This is a genomic window from Pseudomonas cannabina, assembly GCF_900100365.1.
Taxonomy (GTDB): Bacteria; Pseudomonadota; Gammaproteobacteria; order Pseudomonadales; family Pseudomonadaceae; genus Aquipseudomonas; species Aquipseudomonas cannabina.
In genome coordinates this window covers 858191-876709 of the sequence record NZ_FNKU01000001.1, presented here as the reverse complement: position 1 = coordinate 876709, position 18519 = coordinate 858191, and the positions used below count along the sequence as shown (strand labels likewise).

The window sequence follows — 18519 nt, the reverse complement described above, 5'->3', positions numbered from 1 at the left end:
CTGTTGTGGCGACCGCCGTAATCGTTACGCGATGGTATGATGCCCGGCAATCACAGTCAGAACCGACCAGCGTTCCCATGGATTATCGAAAGCCCTCCGACCGAAAAAGCATGCACGCCCGCATCGTCCAGGAACTGGGCATGCAGATCGTATCCGGCCGTTTCAAACCTGACGAAAAGTTGCCTGCCGAGGCGCTGCTCTGCGAAGAATATGCCGTCAGCCGCCCGGTCCTGCGTGAAGCCACGCGGGTTCTGGTCGCCAAAGGGCTGGTCTACTCGCGGCCGCGCGTCGGCACAGTGGTCAAGGCCCGTCGCGAATGGCACCTGCTGGACCCGGATGTATTGCATTGGGTGATGCAGAGTTCGCCGCAGAATGAATTCTTCAACCTGCTGACCAGCGTGCGCGCGGTGATCGAACCGGCGGTTGCGGCACTGGCCGCGCAACACGCCACCGACGAAGAAATCGAATCGATTCACGAAGCCTACCTGCGCATGGAAGCGGCACCGACGCCGGAAGACCTGCTGCAGCCGGACCTCGACTTCCACAGCCGCATTGCCGATGCCACGCACAACGACTTGCTGGCGCATTTGTGCAACATGCTGTCACTGGCTTTGCGTGAAGCACTCAAATACTCCAACAAACGCCCCAACCTGCACGAACTGGCCATGCCCCGCCATAAAGCCATCCTCACTGCCATCCAGAACCGCGACGCCCTCGGCGCACGGCATGCCTCGCTGGTGCAACTGGATGACGCGCGCAATGCGTTGAGTGTGGTGTTGGGCGGCTAGGACTCTCGATGCGCCCGCTGCAGCGCGGAAACGCAGGTCTCCACGCTCGACAGGCTCAATGCGAAAACAGTGAATTGCCCACCTTCCCTGCCATCTTCTCCGGTTTGATCAGGAACCGCGCCAGCGCGGGCAGCAGCCACAGTGCGCCGAACATGTTCCACAGCAGCATGAAGGTCAGCATCAGGCCCATGTCGGCCTGGAACTTGATCGCCGAAAAGATCCAGGTGCACACGCCGATGGCCAGGCACAGGCCAGTGAACAGCACGGCTTTGCCGGTGGATTTCAGAGTTTCGTAATAGGCTTCCTGCAACGGTAACCCGGCACGCAGGAAGCTTTCCAGGCGGCTATAGATGTAGATGCCGTAGTCGACGCCGATGCCGACCCCCAATGCCACCACCGGCAAGGTCGCCACTTTGACACCGATGCCCATGAACGCCATCAGGGCGTTACCCAGCACCGACGTCAGCACCAGCGGCAGGACGATGCACAGGGTTGCGGCCCAGGAACGGAAGGTGATCATGCACATCGCCGCTACGCAGATGTAAACCAGCACTAGAATGATCAGCTCGGACTGTTTGATGACTTCGTTGGTCGCCGCTTCGATCCCGGCGTTGCCGGCAGCCAGCAGGAATTGCATGTCCGGTTTGTCGTTCTGTCTGGCGAAATCCTGCACCGCATGCACGGCGCGGTCGAGGGTTTCGGCCTTGTGGTCATTGAGGAACACCAGCAGCGGGGCCAACGAGCAATCCGTGTTGTACAGCCCGTCAGCCCGGGCGATGGAGTTGTTCAGCACGTCCTTGTTGCGCGACAGGCTTTCCCATTTCAAGTTGCCCTCGTTCATGCCCTTGATGACCTGTTTGGAGACGGTCACCAGCGAGATGGCCGACTGCACGCCCTGGGTGTTTTCCATCTTCCAGGCCAGCTCGTTGATCGCCGACAGGGTCGGATACGCCGAACAGCCCTCGGGCGGCGTCTTGACCATCACCACCAGCACGTCGGAACTGGTCGAGTAGTGATTGATAATGAACGCGTTGTCCTTGTTGTAGCGCGAGTCGGGGCGCAACTCCGGCGCGCCCTGATCGAGGTCGCCGATCTTCAGGCTCTGGCTGTACCAAAGACCGCCTCCGAAGGCCAGCACTGCCAGTGCAATCGAGACCGGTGCAACTTTGGCGCTGGCAAAATTCGACAGCAGACGCCAGAAAGGATGCTCGGAGACCGCATCCTGTTTGCTCCGGCTGACTGCCCTTTTACTGATGCCCACGTAGGAAATCGCCACCGGCAGCAAAATCAGGTTGGTGAACACGATTACCGCCACGCCAATGGACGCACCAATGGCCAGTTCACGGATCACGCCGATGTCGATGATCAGCAAGGTGATGAACCCGACCGCGTCGGCCAGAATGGCGATCATGCCCGGCAGAAACAGCTGGCGGAACGTACGACGTGCAGCTGTCAGCGCATTGTCCGCCTCGCCGGACTGCAGGGCGATGCCGTTGATTTTCTGCACACCGTGGGAAATACCGATGGCGAAGATCAGAAACGGCACCAGCATCGAATACGGATCGATACCGAAACCCACCACGTGCATCAGTCCCAACTGCCAGATCACCGCGATCAGCGTAGTGCTCAGCACTGCGACGGTGCTGCGAATGCAGCGGGTGAACCAGATCAGCAGCACCAGGGTGATCAGGAACGCGATGCCGAAGAACATCACCACCATGAACAGGCCATCGATCAGGTCGCCGACCTTCTTGGCGAAACCGACAATGTGTATTTTGATATCCGGGTTTTGCGCCTGGTATTTATCGCGAATCTTTTCTTCAAGCTGATGCGAGAACTGCTGGTAGTCGAGCGCTAGCAATTTGCCCTGATCGGCAGGGTCCGGGTAGGCCTCCTGCAACGGCACATCGATGATGCTCGACTTGAAGTCGTTGGCCACCAGCCGCCCGACTTGCCCGGACTTGAGCACATTGTTGCGCAGCTGATCGAGACTGGCTTCCGAGCCGTCGTAACTCTGCGGAATGACCTCGCCGCCGGCGAAACCCTCCTCGGTCACTTCGGTCCAGCGCACACTGGGGCTCCACAACGACTTGAGCCCGGAACGGTCGACGCCGGGAATGTAAAACACCTCGTCACTGATCTGCCGCAGGGTCTCCATGTACTTTTGCGAGAAAATATCACCGTCCACCGCCTCGACGGAGATGCGCACGGTGTTGCCCAGGTTCGCCAGATCGTTGCGATGCTTCATCATGTTCTGAATGAACGGATGCGACAGCGGAATCATTTTTTCGAAGCTGGTGGAAGGCCGTACCTGCAAGGCCTGCCAGAACAGAAAGACACTCGTCAGCAGGCACAGAATGATCACCGCCGGACGATGATTGAAAATCAGGCGTTCGAGAAAGGTTGCCTTTTCATCTGAATGTGCTGGGTGTTGAAGATTGCTCATGCCTGGATGTCCCGCCCTGAAAGGTCTTATTGTTGGCTCGTTTCGCTGCCCGTGGGCGAAGTCATCCGCACGCCACCCTGTCCGACCAGTATCAGGTTGCCTTGCAGATTGGCGGTCACGCCCGCCAGCGAGATGCGGTCAGGACGATTGAACACCTCGAAGGTTTCGCCATCGTCGGTGCTGCGCATCACGCTGCCGCCATTGCCGACCAGCACCAGCGAGCCATCGGCCAGCAGCGTGGCGCTGGCCAGACCGAATTCCACAGGCCCGCGTGTGCCCTTGAGTTCGATCGGCTGCCAAGTGTCGCCAAAATCGCTGGAGCGAAACAGGTTGCCGCGCAGACCATAGGCCAGCAATGTCGAAGGCTGCGCCGTGCCGGTCACACCAAACAATGAGCCCTGATAAGGGCCCTCAAGCTTTTCCCAGGTTTGCCCTTCGTCGCTGGAGCGAAACATGCTGCCCGCCTCGCCGACGATGAACAGACCCGCATCCTTTACCTGAGCGATGCCATTCAGGTGGTACTGGTCTTCGTTGTCCAGCCGGTCGCTGATGTCTTGCCAATGCTGGCCACCGTCGTGCGTGCTCAGCAACGCCCCATAGGCACCGATGGCCAAGCCGTTGTCGAGGTCCTTGAACCAGGCATCCAGCAGCGGCGCTTCGCGCTTCAAATCTTCGAACTGTTTGCTCCAGCTTTTGCCGCCGTCGCTGCTGACCAGAATCTGCGCGTCATGGCCCACCGCCCAGCCGTGCTGCTCATCGACGAAAAACACGGCGGTCAATAATTGCCGGGTGGGCACTCTGGCCTGACGCCAGGTCTTGCCCTGATCGTCGGAATACAGAATGTGCCCGTGATCGCCCACCACGACCAGCCGGGCACCCGCATGGGCGACATCCAGCAACAGACCGCGCGCGGCTTTAGCCGATTCGATGGCGTAACCGGAGGTGTCTGCAACGTTCGCAGCTGTGGGCACCGGATCGGATGCAAGCGCCAACGTGGCTGCAAGCGGGCAGCCCATCAGAAGGGTCAGTGACATGACCGCACATAACCGGGTGCGCCGCTGGAAAGGCTCACGCATGAAGTTCTCCCCTTTATTGTTATCGGGCACGATTCGCCCCGTTTGCATCAACCGGGAAAGCCCGCGAGCCGTCTGGCCCTGCTTTTTTGGAAGCACGGCCATCCTAGGCAGTTTTGCAAATGCCTGACAATCGACATGTCGTTATCTTTTGTTAAGCACGCAGACGTGATTGATGAGTCATCAGCCGGCCTGATACGAAAACGCCGCAACGGACTCCGAGACCTGTCGATGCCTGCGGATCAACGCACACCTTGACGGCGCAGCGCAGCAGGCTTGAAAGCACTGACGCCGGGCACCGGCTGGGAGAAGTCACTGGTGTGCGGTTCCTGATTGTCCAGGTTCTGTACGTGGTAACGCCGAGCCTGCAAGTCATGGAAGACATCCAGCGCCGACCAGACGGTCGGCAACTCGTAGTAGTTTTTCAGGTAGGCCATGGAGACCCGCCACAACTGGTCGCGCCCGTCATACTGATCGACGATTGCCGCCTGCCAGCTGTCTTCGTCCAGATACAGCGTGCGCCGCGCGTACACATGCCGCGATGAGGGCCTGAGCGTCCCTTCCACCACCCAGACCCGGTGCAGCTCATGCCGGGTATAAGCCGGGTTGAGATGACCAGGCTGCAGTAATTGCCGATACGTGATATCAGGGCTGGACAGTCGATAGTTATTGTAGGGAATGTAAATCTCGCGCTTGCCCAGCAACTTCCAGTCGTAACGATCCGGCGAGCCATTGAACATGTCAGTGTCGTCTGCCGTGCGCAAACCATCGGACGTCGGCATTGGCATGTCGTAAGCGAGACTCGGGGCGCGGCGCACGCGCGGTTGCCCGGCACTGTACGCCCAGGCCAGACGCGGCTCCTGCACCTGATCAAGTGTTTCATGCACCAGCACGGCGTAACCTGACAGATGTGCCGGGCTGTGGGAACGCGACAAGTAATAGAACAGCACATTATCGAGGCCGGCAAAACTGCCGTGAGGATCATAAAAGCGAAATAACACTTCTTGCCGAGAGTGGGTAAGGCTGAAGTTTCCGTTACGCTGCACGACGGCTTCGGATGCGCGTCTTACTACGTAATGTCCACGATAACGGGCGATATGGTTCCACACCGCCTGAATCCCTTTTTTCGGTACGGGAAACGGAATGCCGCCATACGCATCGACAAACCCGTTACCGCCGCTGATCAGCCGTGCTGTGCCGGCGTTTCGACGGGTGTTGTCGTAGACCCACTGCGGGGCTGATGCGGAACGTCGGGTCGGGTAGATCGGCATGCGATAGCTGGCGGGATAGGTTTCAAACATCGCGACCTGCCCCGGCGTCAGGTGCTCACGGTGCTGATCCAGAGTGGCACGGGTGATGGTGAACACAGGCTTGTCGCCGACATAAGGATCGACATGGCGCCTGCCGGAGCCTTCATACCCCTGCGGCGGCCGGGTGATTCCACCTTTCCAGGCCGGTATGGTTCCGGAGGCGTTTGCCGCCCTCTCGCCACCCAAAGGAGTTAACGGACCTTCAGGTAACCGAACGTCGGCCCCTTGACTGGTGTTGATCGCAAGCCCCATCGCTAACGCGATCCCCATCAGATGTTTCATGAGCATGCTGCTCTCCTTGCATGACTGGCTCGCCACAACAGTCTGACGTCGTGGCTAATAGTGTTTCCGTTGAAAACGGCTTTTTATTATCGAGACAACGCACACGGCGATTGTCAGCCTGTTGTAGTGCCAAAACACAATATTCAGTGCACAGTGACTCCCCCACTTCATCCTGTTTGATCGCAGGCATAAGTTGTAAGACGTGAAAACCAGACCCGTAGGAAACGACTTCACACAGCTCATCGCATTAAACAGAGTGCAAATAGAAAGATGTAACGCGAACTGTATTTTTTTCAAACAGCGTCTACAGTAATAATGACAGTGCAACGCGAGTGCCAATCTATGAAAAGGGACAGATTAAAGTCGTTATTGGGCACACTATAGGGCGCCCCTCATGGCAAACAGTCAGTCACACTGTTTTACCGAAAAATACCCTTGCCAGGCCTGTTGGATTGTCAGACACACACTTGATAAGGAAACCATCAAACAGGGTCATTAAAACGGACGGTAACAGCAGAGGTGTTACTGGCAGACTGCAAGTAACACCTTGACAGGCAATCCCTCAGTCGATGACAACGTGTGGCAGGAAGCGGCTGGTGTCTTTGGTGATCAGGCTGTCATCTTCGCGAATGCCGATACCGGATGCCAGATCACCGATAACCCAGGAGCCGATCAGTGTGTAGCTGTCGCCGAACTTCGGAAGTGGCGAGTACGCCTGAAGAATGTACGGTGCATCGGTATACGGCCCATCGACTGCAATAACCTGATCGCCCGGCGTGCGCATCTCGATGTTGGCACCTTCGCGGGAAAAATACGGTTTGCGCACCCAGCCTTTGGGTACCGGTCGGTCAGTCTCCTGATCGACACGCGCAGGCAGCAGGTTCGGATGCCCTTCGTTGAACTGCCACAACAACGGCAATATGCCTTTATTGCTGAGAATCGCTTTCCAGGCAGGCTCGACGAACTGGGTGCCGCTGGCGGGCACATGCTTGCCGAATTCCTCGTGAAAGATGTGTTCCCACGCATGCAGCTTGAACAAGCGCTCGATCCAGCGCCCTTCCAGGTCGACGAAACGCCCTTCGGCATCGAGCCCGATGTCTTCGATGTCGATGTGCCTGGCCTCAATGCCGACATGGGCAGCCATGCGCCGCAGAAAATCGGTGGTGCCACGGTCTTCGACCGAACCGGACATGGCCGAAAAATAAAACGGGCATTGCCCCGGAAATTCGGCGAATGCGCGAACCAGGTCCTCGGCAATCGAATTGAACTGGGTGGCATGCGCAGGCAACACCCCGCGCGCCATCTGATCTTCCAGCCAGAGCAGTTGAAACGCCCCGGCCTCCATCAGGCTGGTCGGCGTATCGGCATTGATCTCGTACATCTTCGCCGGGCCCGTGCCATCGTAGGCAAAGTCGAAGCGTGCATAGAGATGCGGATGCCCCTGTTTCCATGACGTCTGAATCACATCGAAGAACGCTTCCGGAATCGCCAGTTGGTGCAGCAGTTCCTCGCTGTCCACTACCCGCGCCACGGCGTCCATGCACATCTGGTGAAGCGCCTGAGTCGGCGCTTCAAGATCGCGGGTAATCTGCTGTTCGGTGAACAGGTAATAACCACGTTCATCCCAATAGCGCTCGCCGTCAATGGTGTGGAAGTTGAAGCCTTCACGTTCGGCAGTAGCGCGCCAGTCCGGACGTTCCTCGATGCTGATCTTCTTCATGGACCGTTCCGTCAGCCTCCGAAACTGCCGCTGCCGCTGCTCTTGCCGCCCCAGCCGCTGCGTGCCGCAGCCTGACTGCCGAAGCCGCCACGCGAAATGGTCGATGACACCGACGATGAACCAGAACCCGAGTTGCCCAGGTTGCGTCCCAGCGTGCTCTTGCCGTAGCTGCGATCCGGGCTGGATTGCGCCTGGGTCGAACGACCGAAGGTCTTGCCGCGGTCGATCTGGCTGGGCAGCGAAGAGCTGTAATAGCCACCGCGATCATCGCGCGTCTGATAAATGGGCTGCGAATAATAACGGCTGCCGCCACCGAAACCATTGCTGAGCAGATTGCCGATCAGCAGGCCGGCCATCAGCCCGGTGGTGCCGCTCATACCTGCCGGGGCCGACTGCGCAACTTCCTGATTGGCCCGGTCCAGCGCCTCTTTGGGCACCTGCCCGGAGAAGCCCAGTTCGAAGCCGCCGAGCTTCGGCATGTACTTGCCATCGGAGGTGACCTGGCAGTAATCCGGCACGAAGTCCGCGTCACAGGAGGCCTTGTCATCGTAGGTCGGCGCAATGCGCCGATGGTCGGACAGCGCCTGCATGTAGGCATCCGAACACACGTCTACCGGCACTTTGGCTTCGACGCATTCCTGCACCGACTTGAAATTGGCCTTCGCTTCAAAATTCTGCTTGTTTTCAGACGGACCACACCCGGCAAGCGCCAAGGGAAGTGTACTGGCGAGCACCAGCTTTACTGAACTACGTCTCATCATGAGTCTCCTTGTTCAAAGCTGCCGTCAGACCGACGGGGTCATGCAGGCCGCATTGAGAAGACCGACGCTGATCGCGACGCTGGCCGAATAGATAGCCGCTGCCAGTTCGCCCCTGGCGATGCGGGTCGACAGGCCCTTGAGCACCACACTGGTGACGCCGAACGCCAGCAGTTGCACCACGGCAGCAATCACCGCCCAGACCACCACGTCCAGAATGCTGATGCTGTAACTGATGATGTTGCTGGCCGGCAACGCGAAGCCGATCAGCGAGCCACCCAGAGCGACTGCCGCTGCGCTGTTGTTTTCACGGATCAGCGCGAACTCCTTGTGCGGCGTGATCCTGCTGTAGATGAACTGGAACAGGGCGAACAGAATCGCCGCCACCAGGATGTACATGACGAAGCCGAACACGGCAGTGGCATTGAGCGACATACGCAGCGCGTCGATCATGAGGATTTCCTTGTCAAAGAACGTTGATATCAGTGGATTGCAGCGTTATGCCAACCGCCGTGGTGAGTGTGATGCTGCCCTCTTCGTCTTCTTCGACCGAAAACAGCAGAAACTCACGGCGGTTGATCAGGCCGGTGTCGCGGGCGTACAGCATGCTCAGGTGTTTGATCCGGTAAGCAGCGTCAGGGCTGACGATGTCTTCATCCAGCGGCGTCAGTTCGGTCTGGCCAGGCGACGTGCCCCACTGCCGTTCGAATACTTCGCCATCGTGCTCGTAGGTCGGCAGGCCGATCTTCGAGGACGGGCCGGTCAGGCGCAGCAATTCATCCTTGCTGGTGATCGGCACGGCACTGTAATAGCCGAACAGGATAATGTCCTGCACGTCTTCCGGGTTCGGGCCGTTGCTGACCACTTGCAGGAAGTAGTCCTCGTTATCGAGGTAGAAACGATGCAGCGTCATCGACTGGCCAAGATCGACACGGCCCACGGCCCAGACTTTTTCATCCGCCGGGACGACCACTTCCGAATGACCGTCGAGCAACAGTTTCAACGAACTGTCCAGGCACAGCATACGGCCAGATGCCAGCCCCAGCGGGCTGACGGTGCCAGCGGGTTGTTCGCCATCACGACCGGATGCCTTGGGTGCTTCCAGACCCATGGCACGTTTGAACCAACTCATAACTGATTTCCTTGAAGACGACCGGGGCGCTATGAAAAACGTCCTCACCCGGAATAAACACATTGTTTGAAAGACTGGTTTACTTCTGTGCCAGCAATGCTCTGGAGTGCATCAGCCACGCCACGCAAATACCGGCAAACGCCCCGGCGATGTGTGATTCAAACGAAACACCAGCCACCGGAACGAAGCCAAAAATCAATCCGCCATAGCCTGCCAGCGCGATCAGGGCCAGCAACAGGCTGGCGACGCTGCGTTGATACCAGGCGCGAGCCAGCAAATAGGCCCACAAACCGAAGATCAGACCGCTTGCGCCGACGTGAATATTGCTGCGGCCGAAGGTCCAGACCAGCGCGCCACCCAACAGGCAAATCAGCCCGGCGACCCACGCGTAACGCCTGACCCCTTCGGTGGCCACCAGCCAGCTCAGCACAATGAACGGCAACAGGTTGCTGAGCAAGTGCTGAATCGAACCGTGCAGAAAAGGCGCAAAAACAATGCCGCGCAACCCGGTCAGGTTGCGCGGCATGATACCGAAATGAACAAGACCATTGCCGGTAATCGAGTTGATGACCTGCACCACAATCAGCACGGCCGACAGGGCAAGGATGACTTTGAGTCGTGTTGAAAACTCCATCACCCGCCCTCGCCGGGCTTACTGGGCAGGCGTCAGGTTTTTGGCTTTCAAGCGCGCCAGCACATCTTCCGCACCGCCACTTTTGGCACCGATGCCGGCATCCTGCAGGCGACGCTCAAGATCGCTGCCGCTGGACTGGCTGGCCAGCTCTTCAGCCGCTTCCAGCTTGGCGTCCTGTTCGTCCTGACGCTGCTTGAGGCGCGCCAGCGAACCGACTGCGGTTTCCACGGCTCCACTGGCGCCACCGGTTGCAGTGGCCGTTGCGACCCGGGCGCGTTGCACGGTTTCGCGAGCCTTGGCCATCTCGACCTGCTGCTTGAGGCTCTTGATCCGCGACTCGGCCTTGATCACCTGCTCCTGGAGCAGACCAACCTGCTTGTTGAACTGGTCGGCCAGTTCCTGCTCCTGATCACGCAGGGCTTCGATCTCGGCAATCTTGTTCGCACATTCGACCGCCAGGGCTTCTTCGCCCTTGTTCAGGGCCTGCATGGCACGGCCTTCCCAGTTGGCAATGCTGGTCGCATGTTCTTCAAGGCGTTGTGCCGACAACTTGTGCTTGGCCTTGATGGTAATCAGCCCGTCACGGGCCTTGACCAGTGCGTTCTCAGCGTCACGGATTTCCTGATCCAGGATGCGGATGGCGTTGGCATCGGCGATCGACTCGCCCACTTCGGAAGCGCCACCACGAACGGCGGTTACCAGTTTTTTCCAGATACTCGTAGTCATGAATATTCTCCGCCTGACAGCGCTGTTCAGTAGATGAAATGATCTTCAAAAGCGTCGGCCGCACGGATCACATTGTCCGCGAGGGTGAGAATTTCCTGCACGATGACGGTGAGCGACGAGGCGGCGCTCAGTGCGCCGAACAGGCAATAGACTTCCTGATCGCCACCCAGCTTTTCAATGCCGATCGAGGACAGTGGAAACAGATCGCGGCTGCGCAGTACCACATCGTTGAAGGCCTGCACGTTCTTGACCTTGTTCACTTCGATCAGGGTCGCGTCGGCCAGAATCTGCTCGCCTTCCACGGCGATGTAGATGGGCAGGTCGCCATAATCGGCCATAGTCAGCTTGATGCCCGATGCATCGCCTTCGGTCACGTCGAGCTCGATCTTCCCGTTCGTCACCAGCTCAAGTTCGGAAAGAGCCTTCTGCAGTGAGCTGATGGTCCAGTGGGTGTTCTCGGTCATGAAATCCTCCAATTTGATCCTCTCGCCCAGAAAGGGCTGTCTTAACGCTTTTTCGATACCACGCAGGGCATCGACATTCTCGGGCCGGATCCAGAATTCCCGCTTGACCAGACCGGCGTCTTTGAGTCGCAGACGCATTTCACGCATGTAATCGGTGGAGCTTTTGGTCGTCTTGGCCGGGACAGTTGCGTCGCCCTGATTTTTACGAGGCATTGGCGCTTCCCTCTTGCTGCAGGCCGTTGATCAGACGAGCAACGTAGCAGATGTATTTGAAGATAGATATGCATCACATGTGAGATTTTTTTCCAGGACAACCTGTGCGTATGAGCCCCTGTAGGAGTGGACTTGTCCACGAAGACTGATCATCAGACACCGAATGAATCGATGCAAAAAACACAAAAAAAGGCGCTACCCACATCAGCAGATAGCGCCTTTCTCATGAGTACCCATTACGCACTCAGCACAGCATCAGCCCTCATTCAGCCAGGCTTTTGCTCACCACTTCATACACATCTGCTGACAGTTTGCCGGACGCAAGAATGCGTTCCAGCTCGGCTTTCATCAGCGTCTGACGCGCGCTGTCGTATTTGCGCCAGCGGGTCAAAGGGGCCAGTTGGCGCGAGGCGATCTGCGGGTTCAGGGCGTTCAGTTCGATGACCAGGTCCGCCAGGAAGCGATAGCCAGAGCCGTCCGCCGCATGGAAGTTGATCAGGTTCTGCCCGGCGAAGGCACCGATCAGGGCGCGGACCTTGTTCGGGTTCTTGATGCTGAAAGCAGGATGTTTCATCAGTTCCTGCACGCGTTGCAAGCCGCCCGGCTGGGTGCTGGCTGCCTGAACGCTGAACCACTGATCCATGACCAGCGCGTTGCCCTTGAAGTTTTCGGCAAACACCGCGAGCGCCTTGTCACGCTCTTCGGTGAACGGCGAATTGACCAGCACGGCCAGCGCCGTCAGGCGCTCGGTCATGTTGTCGCTGGTGTCGAACTGGTCGATGGTCGCCGCCAGCACTTCAGGTTTGCCGCTGAGCATCAGGTAAGACAGTGCGATGTTCTGCAGCGCGCGACGGGCAAAGTGCGCGGACTCAGCAACGTAAGGCGTCGCTTTGGAAAGCTCACGATTCGCCTGATAACGGGCCAGCAGGCTGTCGAACAACGCATCGGCCAGTTGTTTACGGGCAAATTCGCGAGCGGCGTGAATGGCATCGACATCGGCCACTTCGCTGATCTCGGCCAGATAAGCCTCGCCCGGCAGCGAGAGCATTTCCGCGACCATGGCCTGATCCAGTTGCTCGTCTGCCAGAAACGTGCCCAGCGCCATGATCAGACGCTGATCCATGACCAGTGGCTGACCCTGCTGGTGCTGACCGATCAGCTCCTGCAAGACCTGAACCGACAGTTGCTGACCGGCATCCCAGCGGTTGAAGCCGTCGCTGTCGTGCTGCATCAGGAACATCAGTTGATCGCGGTCATACGGGAAGCTCAGCCTGACCGGTGCCGAGAAGCCACGCAGCAGCGAAGGCAGCGGCTGTTCAGCGACGTCAACAAAGGTGAACGTCTGCTCGGCTTCGGTCACCGCCAGCACCCGCGTGGTGCCGGTGGCGGATGCTTCGTCCGCCAGACGCAAGGCAATCTCGCCGCCTTTGCTGTCCAGCAGGCCGAGTTCGACCGGGATCACGAACGGCTGCTTCTGATCGCCGGGCTGGCCCGGTGTGCTCGGGCAGCTCTGGCGGAAGGTCAGGCTGTAGGTTTTCGCTGCGGCATCATACGACTCGCTGACCGCCAAACGCGGCGTGCCTGCCTGGCTATACCAGCGCTTGAACTGGGTCAGGTCGACACCATTGGCATCTTCCATGGCCTTGATGAAATCATCGCAGGTCACTGCCTGGCCGTCGTGGCGCTCGAAATACAGGTCGCTGCCTTTACGGAAGCCCTGAGCACCCAGCAGGGTATGGAGCATGCCGACGACTTCCGAACCCTTTTCATACACGGTCAGGGTGTAGAAGTTGGAGATTTCGATGAAGCTGTCCGGGCGCACGGCATGGGCCATCGGGCCGGCATCTTCGGCAAACTGGTGGGTGCGCAGGTAAGCAACGTCCTGAATGCGCTTGACCGTGGCCGAGTTCATGTCAGCAGAGAAACCGGCGTCGCGATAGACCGTGAACCCTTCCTTGAGCGACAACTGGAACCAGTCACGGCAGGTCACGCGGTTGCCCGACCAGTTGTGGAAGTATTCGTGGGCAACGATGGCTTCGACACGCTGGTGCGCGGCGTCGGTCGCGGTTTCGGCACGGGCCAGCACGGCGCTGGAGTTGAAAATGTTGAGGCCCTTGTTCTCCATCGCACCCATGTTGAAGTCGTTGACCGCGACGATCATGAAGATATCCAGGTCGTACTCGCGACCGTAGACCTCTTCGTCCCAGCGCATGGATTTTTTCAGGCTGGTCATGGCGTGCTGGCACTTGTCGACGTTTTCCGGCTCGACGTAGATGCGCAGGGTCACTTGCCGCTGGCTCATGGTAGTGAAGGTGTCTTCGATGCACCACAGATCACCGGCCACCAGCGCGAACAGGTAAGCCGGTTTCATGAACGGGTCTTCCCAGGTCGCCCAGTGCCGTCCGCCCTCTTCTTCGCCGCTGGCAATCGGGTTGCCGTTGGACAGCAGGATCGGGAAGTTCTGCTTGTCGGCGCTGAGCGTGGTGGTGAACGTGCTCATCACGTCAGGGCGGTCGAGGTAGTAGGTAATCTTGCGGAAACCTTCGGCCTCGCACTGGGTGCAGAACATGCCGCTGGACTTGTACAGGCCTTCCAGTGCGGTGTTGCTTTCCGGGTGGATGCGCACGGTGCTGTCGACCGTGAAGCTTTCAGCCTGTGGATGCAGCGTCAGATGATCTTCGGTCAGTTGATAATCCGCAGCGCTCAGCTCGACATCGCTCAGTTTCACCGAAACCAGTTCCAGGTGCTGACCGTCCAGCACCAGCGGCGGCAGGCCTGCACCACGCTCGGGGTTGCGGCGCATGACCAGTTGCGCATGCACCAGCGAGTGGTCGTCGAACAGCTCGAAGGTCAGGTTGGTCTCGTCGATAAGGTATTCGGGAGCCTGATAATCCTTCAGGTAGATCATTTTCGGTTGTTCGGTGCGCATGCGGGGATCCTTTTACTGATGCACGGCCAGTTGATAGGCCGTGTACTTGCGAATATTGATCACGCCAGTGTCGAAAATCAGGTATTGGCCCTTGATTCCCAGCAGCGTGCCCTCGGCAATCGGGTTCTTGTCCAGGTTGAAGCTGACGATCTTGGTCGGGTACGCCTCGACCGGGTAACGAAACTCGACAGGCTCGGCTTCATGTAACAGTTGGATGGCCTGCAGACCGAATCGTTCTTGCAATCCGAGCAGCCCGGCGCCACAGCTGTCGAACAGTTCCTGGCGAATGGCTTTGAGATCGACAGGCTGAGCGTCGCCCTTGAGCAAGGCGCGCCAATTAGTGCGGTCCGCCACCTGGCTGCGCAACAGGTCTTCGACAAAGCCGGACTGCTGGCGGGTCGCCACGCGAATGATCGGCAAGGCCTGACTGGCACCCTGATCCAGCCAGCGGGTCGGCAGCTGAGAGGCACGGGTGATACCGACTTTCACGCCTGACGAGTTGGCCAGATAGACAATGTGATCAGTCATGCAGAATTGCTCGCCCCACGACGGATCGCGGCACGTACCCTGATCGTGATGGCAGCGTTCCGGGCTCATGATGCACAGATCGCACTGCGCCAGCTTGAGCATGCACGGGTAGCAATACCCCTGACTATAGCTGGACTTGGTCTTGCGCCCGCAATGGCTGCAATGAATGGCGCCCAGAAACTCCAGACGCAGCGTCTTGCCGATCAGCGGGTTGACCGCAATCTCGGTGTCGCCCAGGCGAAAAGCGTATTGCACGAACGACGCGTCATCCTGACGCGCCAACATTTTATTAACGGCTCCGCGACCAATTTCGATCAATGAATAGCATCCGATTTGAACAGGATATTGGGCACCGGCGCCGACTTGGAGGCGCATTCCTGCGGCCCCATGTAGCCGGTGCGCTGGTCTTCCGGAAGATTCTGCGCTTCCCAGGCGATCAGCGCCTGCAACGACAGTTCACGCTGTTCCTGAGTCAGCTTGCGACCATCGGACCATTTGCCGATCTCCACAGCCAGCTTCAGGCTCTCGTAGATATCCGGGGTGATGTTTTCGATCATTTCAATAAAAGACGACATGGGGCACTCCAGAAAGTAGCCAGTGATTCTAGGCCTTGCGGCGCGCCAGCGCACCACCCAGCAGGCCCGTGACACAACCGATGATCAGCCCGCCGACATGCGCGCCGTTGGCGATTTCGCCGAAGCCGAGCATGCTTACCAGCCCTGACAGGCACAGCGCCAGCCAGATGAGCATCATGATCAGCACACCCCGTGGCAGACGATAAACCGGGTTAGGCGCCAGCAGCTGGAAGATCCAGCAGTGGCCGAGCAACCCGTACAGCACGCCAGACAATCCACCGAACAGGCTTGGGCCGCTGAACAGATATTGCACGTAGTTGGAAACCGCCGAAAACAGCAGGGTCAGCAACAGCAAAGACAGGCTGCCCTGACGAATTTCGATGCGCCGGCCCAGCTCCCAGAACCACATGCCGTTCATGGCCAGGTGCAGGATGCCGAAGTGGATCAGCATCGGCGAAACGATGCGCCACCATTGCCCGGACGCCAGACTTTCCGACAACGGCAGGAACGTCGCGTATTCGCCGCTGATCCGGAAATCCTGAAAGGTCAGCCAGCGAAAGGCGTCCAGGTTGTCACCCAGCAGCGTCAGGCCGGCCACCAGCAACGTGACCAGCAGCACCAACGCGGTCACCGGGCTGCTGCGCAATTGTTCGACCAGCCCCGGCGGCTTGTACTTGGGCGCCTGGCCGGCATCGATCGGCTGAAAATGCTCGTCACCGTCCGGAAAGCGCGCATACAACTCACGCACATCGTCGACCAGTCGCCCGCTGTCAGGCACCCAGAGCACTTGTTCACCAACTTCTTCGCTGACCCGATGAGGGATCTGCAAGCGTTGCAACAGACGGACGAACCCGCTCAGATCAGTGGTCAGCGGCAAACGCAGAACGGCAACGGAACTCATTGTGAAACCTCGGGACGCTGAACATCGACCCAGACGAATTTATCCGGATCGACCTGTGTTTCCTGATCCAGCCGGTAGGCGACCAGTTTGCCGTAAAGCACGGCGCTGTAATCCAGGCAGGCCAGATTCGGCCGGATGGGCGCCGGGATGCCGCTGCGCCAGTAATGGCCGACAAACAGTAGCGGCTCATTGATGCCGTAGCGCAGCAACGCGTTCTTTTCGGATGTGGACAACGGCGTCTTGGCCACGCCCTCGGGCAGCGCATCGGGCTGGAACACCACATCGCCGTAGGTCTGCGGGTCATCTTCCCAGAACTTGGTGCGGAAAAACTCGCGAGTCAGGCCGTCACCGCCGGTCAGCGTCAACCCGTGCGGCAAGCGCATGTCGGTGCCGCGCAGCAAGCGGTTGAAGACGTTACTGGCAAAACTGCCGGGCATTGCCGAAGCCTGAACGAAGCGCCTGTCGATGCAGCCGTCGCTGTAAAGGCTGCGCAGCGGGTCGATCAAGGGCGCATCCCAACAGGCGTGCACCACCCGAAAACGTCCGGCGTCCATGTACAGCGGCAATTCATAGAACCAGTTGACGAACTCGTTCCACTCGTCCGGGTAACGCTCGAACTGCGCCAGCGTTTCGCCGATCAACCGGGCGTGGCGCGGCGTGTGCTCGCGCACGAACGAGTGGCCGCTTTCAGGCAAGGCCGGCGTGACCCAGCCCAGCGCGTTGAATTCGTGGTTGCCCATCAGGCACAGGGCCTGACCGGCCTGAACCATATCGCGCACGATATGCAGCGACTCGCGGATCAACGGGCCCCGGTCGATGATGTCACCGAGAAAAATCGCGACGCGCTCAGGGTGGCGCCACACGCCGGCCTGAAAGCGATAACCGAGAAGCTCCAGCAACTGCTCGAGGGTATGGGCACACCCGTGCACGTCACCGATCAGATCGTAGCCACGCGCCGGATCGAGCATTAATCGCCCCCGCCGCCGAGCCTGCTGCCCCAGCCGAGCTTGGTGCGGCAGACTTCGTAATAGTTATGATCCAACGGATGAATCAAGCGCAGCTTCTGCGGCTTCTTGCTGACCGTGATGGTGTCGCCCGGCGCGCAAGTGAAGTGATTCTGCCCGTCACAAGATACCTGCGGGTAAATGGTCATGTCCTTGGACACCACGATTTTCAGCTCGCTGTTGCCGTCCACCACGATGGGCCGACCGGACAGCGTGTGCGGGTACATCGGCACGATGACAATGGCGTCGAGCTTGGGGTGCATGATCGGCCCGCCCGCTGACAGCGCATAAGCCGTCGAACCGGTCGGCGTGGCCACGATCAGGCCGTCGGCCTTCTGGCTGCACACGAACTGGCCGTCGATGTAGATTTCGAATTCGATCATCCGCGTCGACTTGCCAGGGTGCAGCACCACGTCATTGAGCGCGTCGCCCTGGCCGATGGCCTCGCCGTGCCGACGAACTTCGGCTTGCAGCAGAAAGCGGTTTTCGACCAGATAATGCCCATCGAGCACCTCGGCGCACTTGACCTCCAGTTCGTCAGGACGAATGTCGGTCAGAAACCCCAGACTGCCGCGGTTGATGCCCAGCACCGGGACGTTATGCCGAGCCAGCGCCCGCGCTGCGCCCAACAGGCTGCCATCGCCACCGACCACAATGACCATGTCGCAGACTTCACCGAGCATCTTGCGCGACGAGGTCTGCAGACCGTGACCCGGCAACACTTCGGCAATCGTCTCTTCGAGAATGACGTGCAGATGCCGATCCAGCAGGAATCTCTTGAGTCGGCGAACGGTGTCGAGCACCTGAACACTGCCCAGGCGGCCGATGATGCCGATATTGCGAAATTGCTCCATGGGGCTCCTGCTGCGGTTCGAGGCGACTTAAAAGGCGATTATGGGCGAAACCGCCCGGCAGCGGCAAACCGACGAGTGAAGATCACATGAAAATCCGCACGGCCAGGCGTGTCAATCAGCCAGGTGACGCAGAAACGCCCAGACACATCGACATCCTGCTGCCCCCCAACTCACGCTATCCT

Annotated in this window: 17 protein-coding genes; 1 reads left to right on the top strand and 16 read right to left on the bottom strand. The window is 59.0% G+C overall.

The annotated features are described in order from the left end of the window. Positions 1-77 precede the first annotated feature (77 nt). Positions 78-788 (top strand): FadR/GntR family transcriptional regulator, encoded by a 711-nt coding sequence (locus BLT55_RS04250; protein WP_042913134.1) that lies wholly within the window; start codon positions 78-80, stop codon positions 786-788. Positions 789-843: 55 nt separating this feature from the next. On the opposite strand, the gene BLT55_RS04245 is transcribed toward BLT55_RS04250, so the two are convergent. From BLT55_RS04245 to BLT55_RS04170, 16 genes are all read right to left on the bottom strand, one after another. Next, positions 844-3234, bottom strand: coding sequence for an efflux RND transporter permease subunit (locus tag BLT55_RS04245; RefSeq protein WP_055000882.1), 2391 nt, complete (start codon positions 3232-3234; stop codon positions 844-846). 26 nt (positions 3235-3260) lie between these two features. Next, on the bottom strand, positions 3261-4310 hold the full coding sequence (locus tag BLT55_RS04240; RefSeq protein WP_074800090.1) for a WD40/YVTN/BNR-like repeat-containing protein: 1050 nt from the start codon (positions 4308-4310) through the stop codon (positions 3261-3263). Between the two features lie 239 nt (positions 4311-4549). Continuing rightward, the gene (locus BLT55_RS04235) at positions 4550-5905 is read right to left on the bottom strand and encodes a DUF1329 domain-containing protein (RefSeq protein WP_055000883.1); all 1356 of its coding nucleotides are present in this window, start codon (positions 5903-5905) and stop codon (positions 4550-4552) included. A gap of 556 nt (positions 5906-6461) precedes the next feature. Then, a complete protein-coding gene (locus BLT55_RS04230) occupies positions 6462-7619 on the bottom strand; it encodes a glutathionylspermidine synthase family protein (protein WP_055000884.1) in 1158 nt (385 codons plus the stop codon). Between the two features lie 11 nt (positions 7620-7630). After that, positions 7631-8377, bottom strand: a complete 747-nt coding sequence (locus tag BLT55_RS04225; RefSeq protein ID WP_055000885.1) for a DUF1190 domain-containing protein — start codon at positions 8375-8377, stop codon at positions 7631-7633. Positions 8378-8404: 27 nt separating this feature from the next. Then, positions 8405-8830, bottom strand: a complete 426-nt coding sequence (locus tag BLT55_RS04220; RefSeq protein ID WP_007250278.1) for a DUF350 domain-containing protein — start codon at positions 8828-8830, stop codon at positions 8405-8407. 13 nt (positions 8831-8843) lie between these two features. Then, positions 8844-9509, bottom strand: a complete 666-nt coding sequence (locus tag BLT55_RS04215) for a DUF2491 family protein (protein WP_007250277.1) — start codon at positions 9507-9509, stop codon at positions 8844-8846. Positions 9510-9588: 79 nt separating this feature from the next. After that, on the bottom strand, positions 9589-10143 hold the full coding sequence (locus BLT55_RS04210; protein ID WP_055000886.1) for a rhomboid family intramembrane serine protease: 555 nt from the start codon (positions 10141-10143) through the stop codon (positions 9589-9591). 18 nt (positions 10144-10161) lie between these two features. Beyond that, complete coding sequence (locus tag BLT55_RS04205; protein ID WP_055000887.1) at positions 10162-10869, bottom strand: PspA/IM30 family protein; 708 nt, start codon at positions 10867-10869, stop codon at positions 10162-10164. Positions 10870-10895: 26 nt separating this feature from the next. Further along, a complete protein-coding gene (locus tag BLT55_RS04200) occupies positions 10896-11546 on the bottom strand; it encodes a YjfI family protein (RefSeq protein ID WP_054079539.1) in 651 nt (216 codons plus the stop codon). A gap of 262 nt (positions 11547-11808) precedes the next feature. Then, the gene (gene pepN / locus BLT55_RS04195; RefSeq protein ID WP_055000888.1) at positions 11809-14475 is read right to left on the bottom strand and encodes an aminopeptidase N; all 2667 of its coding nucleotides are present in this window, start codon (positions 14473-14475) and stop codon (positions 11809-11811) included. Between the two features lie 12 nt (positions 14476-14487). Then, complete coding sequence (locus tag BLT55_RS04190; protein WP_055000889.1) at positions 14488-15321, bottom strand: DUF2797 domain-containing protein; 834 nt, start codon at positions 15319-15321, stop codon at positions 14488-14490. Continuing rightward, the gene (locus BLT55_RS04185; RefSeq protein WP_003368468.1) at positions 15318-15578 is read right to left on the bottom strand and encodes a YeaC family protein; all 261 of its coding nucleotides are present in this window, start codon (positions 15576-15578) and stop codon (positions 15318-15320) included. Before BLT55_RS04185 ends, BLT55_RS04190 begins: the two co-directional genes overlap by 4 nt. A gap of 28 nt (positions 15579-15606) precedes the next feature. After that, the gene (locus BLT55_RS04180; RefSeq protein WP_055000890.1) at positions 15607-16479 is read right to left on the bottom strand and encodes a rhomboid family intramembrane serine protease; all 873 of its coding nucleotides are present in this window, start codon (positions 16477-16479) and stop codon (positions 15607-15609) included. After that, positions 16476-17447 (bottom strand): metallophosphoesterase, encoded by a 972-nt coding sequence (locus BLT55_RS04175; RefSeq protein ID WP_055000891.1) that lies wholly within the window; start codon positions 17445-17447, stop codon positions 16476-16478. The genes BLT55_RS04180 and BLT55_RS04175 overlap by 4 nt, the downstream gene beginning before the upstream one ends. Beyond that, positions 17447-18337, bottom strand: coding sequence for an NAD(+) kinase (locus BLT55_RS04170; protein ID WP_003382947.1), 891 nt, complete (start codon positions 18335-18337; stop codon positions 17447-17449). The genes BLT55_RS04175 and BLT55_RS04170 overlap by 1 nt, the downstream gene beginning before the upstream one ends. Positions 18338-18519: the final 182 nt, after the last annotated feature.